Raw genomic sequence first — 7,243 nt, forward strand, 5'->3', positions numbered from 1 at the left:
CCTTAGTCGGTGACGCCGCGCGCCCACCAGCGGCCGTCGGCACGTCCGGCGAGCAGCGGCATTCCGTAGACCTGCGACAGATTGACGCCCGTCAGCACGTCCTCGATGGGACCCTGGTGGGCAATCTGCCCCTGCGACATGATCGCGCAGTGCGTCACGCCGTCAGGAATCTCCTCGATCTGGTGGGTCACCAGGATGATCTGCGGAGATTTCGAACCCTTCATTATCTCCGAAAGCGCAGCAATCAGCAACTCGCGGGCACCCAGGTCGAGGCCGGAGGTGGGTTCGTCGAGGACCAGCACTTCCGGGTCGGTCATGAGCGCTCGCGCGAGAAGGACCCGCTGCGCCTCGCCCTCGGAGAGCGTGGAAAACTCTCGCTGGGCGAGATGGTCAACGCCGAAGATCTCCATGAGCGCGGCCGCGCGCGCGTCGTCGACATCCTCGTACTCCTCGTCATGGGCAACAGCCAGGCCCCAGGCCGCGCTGCGCACGGTGTCCAACACGGACTGGGTGGGGACGATCTTCGCCGCCACGGCAGCCGAGGCCAAGCCGACGCGCGTTGCGACCTCAGCGGGATCGGCGTGCGCAATGTCAGTCTCGGACAGGGTCACGTCGCCTGAATCAGGCGCGACCCTCCCAGAGGCGACTCGAGCGAGCGTCGTCTTGCCCGCGCCGTTGGGGCCGACGATGACCCAGTGCTGGCGCGGACGCGTCGACCACGAGACGTCGGACAGGACCTGCGTGTCTCCTCGCGTGAGGGACACATGGGAAAGATTCAGGACGTAAGTCATGCATCAAGCCTAGTCGTGTTAGACACCGCGCGCGTCTCAGACGAGCGAGCGGTACAGCTCGGCGGTCTTGACGCCGATCGCTTCCCAGGAGAAATGCTCGCGAGCGCGCACGAGCCCGGCCTCGCCCATGCGGCGGCCCAGCTCGGGGTCATCCAGCACGCGGATCAGGCGATCAGCCATGTCACGTTGGAACGTCTCGGGATCGAGCGGCGTGCCCGTGCCGTCCTGCATCTGATCGATCGGCACCAGGTAGCCGGTCTCGCCATCGACGATGACGTCGGGGATACCGCCGGTGGCCGTGCCGACGACGGGCAGGCCGAGAGCCATGGCCTCCAGGTTGACGATGCCGAGGGGCTCGTACACCGAGGGCGTGATGAAGACCTGCGCGGCGGAGAGGATGGCCGCGACCTCGGGCTGCGGGAGCATCTCGGAGATGAGCACGACGCCGGAGCGGGTGGCGCGAAGCTCGGCGACCAGGCCCTCGACCTCGGCGGCGATCTCCGGGGTGTCCGGGGCGCCGGCGCACAGGACGAGCTGGACGTCGTCGGGCAGCAGGCGGGCGGCGCGCAGGAAGTAGGGCAGGCCCTTCTGACGGGTAATGCGGCCAACGAAGACGACCGTGCGGCGCGACGGATCGATGCCGTGCTCCGCCAGGACGCGTGCGCGCAGCTCATCCCCGGCCTCGCCGACGGGTGCGTGCCACTTGTTCAGGTCGATGCCGTTGTGGATGACGTGGACGCGCTCGGGGTCCACGCCCGGGTAGCAGCGCAGGATGTCGTCGCGCATGCCATTGGAGACGGCCACGATGGCGCTGGCAGCCTCGTAGGCAGTCTTCTCCACGTAGGAGGACAGGCGGTAGCCGCCGCCGAGCTGCTCGGCCTTCCAGGGACGCAGCGGCTCGAGCGAGTGAGCGGAGATGACGTGGGGGATGTCGCCGAGGAGCGAGGCGACGTGACCGGCGAAGTTGGCGTACCAGGTGTGCGAGTGCACCAGGTCCGAGCCCTCACACGCGGCGGCAATCTCGAGGTCGACACCGAGGGTACGCAGCGCTGCGTTAGCTCCCTCAAGCTGGGGCAGGTCCGAGTGACCGGTCACCCCCGGATCGGCTCCATCAGTTCCGGGCTCGCGGGGGCCATCGAAGGCCTGCACTCGCAGGTCATCGACGAGGCCGCGCAGCACCTTGGCCAACTCGAGAACATGGACACCGGCTCCGCCGTAGACGTGGGGCGGGTATTCGCGGGTGAGCAGATCAACGCGCATGATGTGGTCCTTCCGACAGTGGCGACGCGTGTAACACATAGTATCCGAAATCACGGGCATCGAAACCGAAACGAGACGGTGCAGCAATCGATGGACATTTGTAATACAGTGTGACTACACCCACGGGCCTGCACCGGTGCGCGCCCAAAACGACCAACGAAGAGGTGCCGTATGGCAAAGAACCACGTTCTAGCGATTGTTCTTGCGGGCGGTGAAGGTAAGCGTCTGATGCCGCTGACGGCGGATCGCGCGAAGCCTGCCGTTCCGTTTGGAGGTCATTTCCGTCTGATCGATTTCGCTCTGTCGAATATCGTGAACTCCGGATACCTCAAGATCGTCGTGCTGACTCAGTACAAGTCGCACTCCCTTGACCGCCACGTCACGAAGACCTGGTACACCTCCCCCCTGCTCGGCAACTTCATTGCGCCTGTTCCGGCTCAGCAGCGTCGCGGGCCCCACTGGTACCTGGGCAGCGCGGACGCCATCTACCAGTCGCTGAACATCGTCGACGACGAGGCGCCCGAGTACATCGTCATCATCGGTGCGGACAACATCTACCGCATGGACTTCTCGCAGATGGTCGACCACCACATCAAGTCGGGCCTGCCGGCCACGGTCGCCGGTATCCGTCAGCCGATCGAGCTCGCTCCCGCCCTGGGTGTCATCGACGGTGAGGACGGCGTCGTGAAGAACTTCCTGGAGAAGCCTCAGCACGCCGAGGGCCTGCCGGACGATCCCACCAAGGTCCTGGCGTCGATGGGCAACTACGTCTTCACCACGAAGGACCTGGTCAACGCTCTGCGTGAGGACGCTGCTAACCCCGATTCGAAGCACGACATGGGTGGCAACATCATCCCGTGGTTCGTCGAGCGCGGCGAGTGCGGCGTCTACGACTTCCAGGACAACGACGTGCCGGGTTCGACCGACCGCGACCGCGATTACTGGCGCGACGTTGGTACGCTGGACGCCTACTACGAGGCGAACATGGACCTCATCTCGGTGCACCCGGTGTTCAACCTGTACAACCGCGAGTGGCCGACGATGACGATGATCGACGGATCGCTGCCGCCCGCGAAGTTCGTCTACGGCGACCAGGATCGCCTGGGCCACGCGGTGGACTCCTTCGTGTCGCCCGGCGTGATTGTCTCCGGCGGTGAGGTCGTGCGCTCGGTCCTGTCCCCGAATACCTACGTCCATTCGTGGGCGAAGATCGAGGATTCGGTCGTTATGCACGGCTGCCGCATCGGTCGCCATGCGCGGGTCGTGAAGACGATTCTGGATAAGAACGTCGTCGTTGAGGAAGGCGCCGAGGTCGGCGTCAATCACGAGTACGATATCGAGCGCGGCTTCACGGTTACCGAGTCGGGCATCACGGTCGTTCCCAAGGGCACGGTCGTCACCAAGTGAGTTCCCCTCACCATCTCGATGAGCCGGGTGCACCGCTGCTGTTTGCTAGCGGGGCACCCGGCCTCGTCGTCACCGACGTTGATTCGACGCTGATCACTCAAGAGGTCATCGAGGAGCTGGCCGAGGCCGCTGGCACTCGCGAGCAGGTCGCCGCGGTGACCGCACGCGCGATGAACGGCGAGCTGGATTTCGCGGAGTCGTTGCGCGAGCGGGTTGCGACGTTGAGGGGCGTTCCGCACAGCGTCTTCGCCGACGTCCTGGCTCGCATCACTCCGACGAAGGGCGCCCGCGAGCTGATCGACGCCGTCCATGCCGCGGGCGGGCACTTCGGCGTCGTGTCGGGTGGCTTCGAGGAGGTGGTCGCTCCCTTGGCGGCCTCCCTCGGCATCGACTTCTACGCGGCCAACCGCCTGGAGGTTGTGGACGGCTATCTGACGGGCCGCGTGCTGGGCAGGATCGTGACCTCCCAGGTCAAGGTGGAGTGCCTGCGTGAGTGGGCCTCGTCCCTGGGTGTGCCCATGGAGCGCACGGTCGCGATCGGCGACGGCGCGAACGACATCCCGATGATGCACGAGGCCGGGGTTGGCATCGCGTTTTGCGCAAAGCCGGCGGTGCGCGAGCAGGTGTCGGTCCAGCTCAACGTTGCCGACCTGTCGCTGGCGATCGCTCCCCTGGGCCTGGCCCCCGCTCAGGGAGCACTCTAGGGTTCGCGGGTGTCGGTCAGCTCAATGAGGTGACCGTCCCAGCCGTCCTTCCATGCGCGCGCAAACTCAAGGATCTGCGCGGGGTAGATCTCGCCGTCGATGCTGGCCGCGGCCTCGTCGATGTCCCACCAGCGCTGCGCGTCGATGACGGAGCGCTCCAGGTCCGTCCATCCGTCTCGGCTCAAGTCAGTTGACGGGGCGCGGGCGATAAAGAACCACTCGTCCTGGCGCGCGGTGACCGCCAGGAAGTCGAACTCGGCGGTCCGATACAGGACGGGCCCGACCAGCTCGTGCGCGTCGAGGCGCAGCCCGGTCTCCTCGAATACCTCGCGCACGGCGGCGGCGCGGGGGTCCTCCCCCTCCTCGATGCCGCCACCGATCGTGAACCACCAGGCGCGATCGGGCTGATCCTCGTCGTGTCCCATCGCCAGCAGAACTCTGCCCGCGTCGTCGAAAAGGAGGACGCGGGCGGCCTCCCGGTGGGGATAGCCGTCCGCGTCCAATGGCCAGTCGAGTGCGCTCATGCCTCCAGGGTAGCCCGCCGACGACGCAGCCCCCACACGAGCAGGGCGACACTGACGATGAACACCGGGATTTCAATCGACCCGTAGGTCAGGTTCCACGAGTCCTCCGGCGCAAGGAAGCCAACTCCGTTGGCCTGCGCGTGCAGGAGCACGGCTCCCGCGAAACCGCCGAGGCCCGCGGCGATCCCGACGAAGACATTCTTCGCGCGCAGGATCGCCCAGCACAGCGCGAATCCGAAGACGCCCGTGAAGATAGCGTGCCCGAAGGCACCGAGGAGGGCGCGGGCCAGGAAGGACTCCCACAGGCCGCTCATGCCGTCCTTGAGTGCCGCCACGTAGTAGCCGATGTCCTCACCCCAGGCAAACCCGAGGCCCACGAGAGCACCCAGGACCGCGCCCTGAGACGGGCGCTCCAAGACCGCGCGCGCAGCCAGGACCAGGATGAGCACACCGATGCCCTTCACACTCTCTTCGACGACGGGACCCGTCACGACCGACGTCACGAAGTAGACGGTCTCACTTCTCAGAGCGCTGGCCTCGACTACGCCGTCCACGTAGTCGTTGCCGAAGCCGGCCATGATTAGTGCCCCGCCGGTCCCCCATGCGAAGGCGGCGATCCAGGATAGGAACGAAGGCCCACCTCGGGCGACAACCGCCAGGAACACCAGCCCCACAAGCGCGCTCAGGCACGACGCGCCCACGGCGATTCCCGCCGTGGCGGCTGGCACACCGCTCAGAGCGTCATATAGTTCGAAGCCCAGCGCGGGAATACTCGCAATGATCACCAGCAGCGAGCACACGGTCAGAGCCCGCGAGGAGCGAGCCGAAAGAGTTTTAGTCACGTATGTTTCCTTTCTGTCGGCGCAATCATGGCCGTTCATACTGTGCGGTTCCTGTGAGGAGCCGGTGAAACGGCCATGAAGCGACACGTCAGAATCGTCGCATACGTGTGAGCTTCATGAAGATCTTGCGTTGTGAGGTTGCTTCTTTCGCGAGCTCTCTCGATTCTGTGATGCGCGCCTTCTCGGGACCACGATTCTTCATGACAACCTGGTGCAGGCCGAGTGTGGCGAGCGCGTACATGAACTGCTTCATTGCCTTCTTCGCCAACGGCCCACCGTTGGACGCCCAGGCCAGGGCGGCACGGCGTGAGCGAGGATCGCACACCATCTGAATCTCGGCGGGGATAATCCACCCCTGCGCCACGTAGGGCATGAGGCCTGCGGCAGCGTCGCGTCGTTCGCGCTTCATCGCCAGCGCGATGAACAAGAACCACAAGAGGAACAGCGGGATGTGGATGAACATGTAGAAGGTGTAGAACAGTTCTTCGTCGCCCCCAGACAGGACAGCAGTGCCGTTCCACGTGGCGTGCAGGAGCATACCCGTGAACCAGCCGAGGGCCACAGCTCCGCATCCGGCGGCTGCCGAGCGGGCACGGGTGACTGCCCACCCTGTCGCCCAGCCCATGCAGCTCGTGTACATCACGTGACCGAAGACACCCATGACGACACGTTGGAAGAACAACTGCCCGAGGTCACCGTCCGTCAAAACTGCTCTCACAAAGTAGGTGAAATCCTCGACGACTAGGAATCCGCAGGCTGCGAAGCCGGCGTAGATAAGTCCGTCGATGGCAGATGAAATGTGGGTACGGCGAGCCCACACGATAACGAGAACGCCAAGGCCCTTCAACAGTTCTTCGACCACCGGTGCACCGACAACGACGGAGAATACTATTCCTTGGACTTCGTCGCCCGTTTGTTCAGTGACGGAGTACTGAACATATTCATTTCCCATGATCGCGAAGAAGACTGACACACCGCCGCCCCACGCTAGCGCGGCAAGCTTCATCCCCAAGGGTTCGGGTTCAAAGCGGTCGATGAAGAGAAGCAGCGAGACGACGATGGCGAGAGGCACGATGCACAAGATGGCCAGGAAGACCGTCAAAACCGGGCCACTTGCCTGGAGGAAACCCAGCACGCCGACGATCATCAGCGCTGCTCCCGCACCAGCAACGACCGACTCGAAGATGGGAAGAGGCTTCTTCTTCGGCTTGGGCACGGACCAGACCTGGGCCGTGCGCGGAGCCAGCGTCGGGTACTGCGCCGTGAGGGGGCCCGGCATCGTGGGGCCGCTGCGCACAAAGGACTCGAACTGAGGCGTGAATTGGCCGACTCCCCCCGAGTTCGAGGCCGTCTGCCCCTGCGCTGGTTGCGCGGGCGACGCGGTCGATGGGCTGGTCACCGGGCCCTGGGGTGTAGAGGCCGAGGAGGCCGCGGGAGCCGACGCCGCCGGCTCAGGCGCAGCAGACGCGGGGACGGCCACCTCGGGCGCAGGCGCGGAAGCAGCCGGAGCCGCCGCAGTCGGCTCAACAGCAGCCGCCGGAGCGGGCACCGAGGAGGGAGCAGGAGCCGAGGCCGCCTCTGGCGCAGGAGACGCGGGGACGGCCACCTCGGGCGCAGGCGCGGAAGCGACCGGAGCCGCCGTCTGAGCGGGCACCGAGGAAGGAGCGGGAACAGACGCCGCGGGCGCTGGCGCGGAAGCGACCGGAGCCGCCGTC

7 protein-coding genes are annotated in these 7,243 nt (G+C 65.6%); 2 read left to right on the forward strand and 5 right to left on the reverse strand.

The genetic code is table 11. From position 1 onward, the window contains the following. Nucleotides 1-2: 2 nt before the first annotated feature. Both O3669_RS00960 and glgA read right to left on the reverse strand, forming a co-directional pair. The gene (locus O3669_RS00960) at nt 3-791 is read right to left on the reverse strand and encodes an ATP-binding cassette domain-containing protein (RefSeq protein WP_314769989.1); all 789 of its coding nucleotides are present in this window, start codon (nt 789-791) and stop codon (nt 3-5) included. A gap of 36 nt (nt 792-827) precedes the next feature. After that, on the reverse strand, nt 828-2,051 hold the full coding sequence (glgA, locus tag O3669_RS00965; RefSeq protein WP_295920547.1) for a glycogen synthase: 1,224 nt from the start codon (nt 2,049-2,051) through the stop codon (nt 828-830). Between the two features lie 171 nt (nt 2,052-2,222). Here glgA and O3669_RS00970 point away from each other — a divergent pair, with 171 nt between their 5' ends. Then, nucleotides 2,223-3,458: a glucose-1-phosphate adenylyltransferase gene (locus O3669_RS00970; protein WP_295967026.1), complete on the forward strand. Its 1,236-nt coding sequence runs from the start codon at nt 2,223-2,225 to the stop codon at nt 3,456-3,458. Beyond that, nucleotides 3,455-4,162 carry a phosphoserine phosphatase SerB gene (gene serB, locus O3669_RS00975; protein WP_295920551.1) on the forward strand — a complete coding sequence of 236 codons (708 nt, stop codon included), beginning with the start codon at nt 3,455-3,457 and terminating at the stop codon, nt 4,160-4,162. Before O3669_RS00970 ends, serB begins: the two co-directional genes overlap by 4 nt. Here serB and O3669_RS00980 read toward each other — a convergent pair. The 3 genes from O3669_RS00980 to O3669_RS00990 all read right to left on the reverse strand — a co-directional run. Continuing rightward, nucleotides 4,159-4,686, reverse strand: a complete 528-nt coding sequence (locus O3669_RS00980; RefSeq protein ID WP_295920552.1) for an NUDIX hydrolase — start codon at nt 4,684-4,686, stop codon at nt 4,159-4,161. The genes serB and O3669_RS00980 overlap by 4 nt on opposite strands. Beyond that, nucleotides 4,683-5,528, reverse strand: coding sequence for a PrsW family intramembrane metalloprotease (locus O3669_RS00985; RefSeq protein WP_371523284.1), 846 nt, complete (start codon nt 5,526-5,528; stop codon nt 4,683-4,685). Before O3669_RS00985 ends, O3669_RS00980 begins: the two co-directional genes overlap by 4 nt. 88 nt (nt 5,529-5,616) lie before the next feature. Then, on the reverse strand, nt 5,617-7,243 hold a 1,627-nt coding region (locus O3669_RS00990; RefSeq protein WP_371523285.1), incomplete at its 5' end, for a PrsW family intramembrane metalloprotease.

It is taken from the genome of Pauljensenia sp. 20925_1_34, from assembly GCF_041432775.1.
Lineage (GTDB): Bacteria > Actinomycetota > Actinomycetes > Actinomycetales > Actinomycetaceae > Pauljensenia.

Bases quoted from the DNA above. Each gene is read 5' to 3' on its own strand.
- glgA (WP_295920547.1), bottom strand. From the start codon at position 2,051: ATGCGCGTTGATCTGCTCACCCGCGAATACCCGCCCCACGTCTACGGC.
- O3669_RS00960 (WP_314769989.1), bottom strand. From the start codon at position 791: ATGACTTACGTCCTGAATCTTTCCCATGTGTCCCTCACGCGAGGAGAC.
- O3669_RS00970 (WP_295967026.1), top strand. From the start codon at position 2,223: ATGGCAAAGAACCACGTTCTAGCGATTGTTCTTGCGGGCGGTGAAGGT.
- O3669_RS00980 (WP_295920552.1), bottom strand. From the start codon at position 4,686: ATGAGCGCACTCGACTGGCCATTGGACGCGGACGGCTATCCCCACCGG.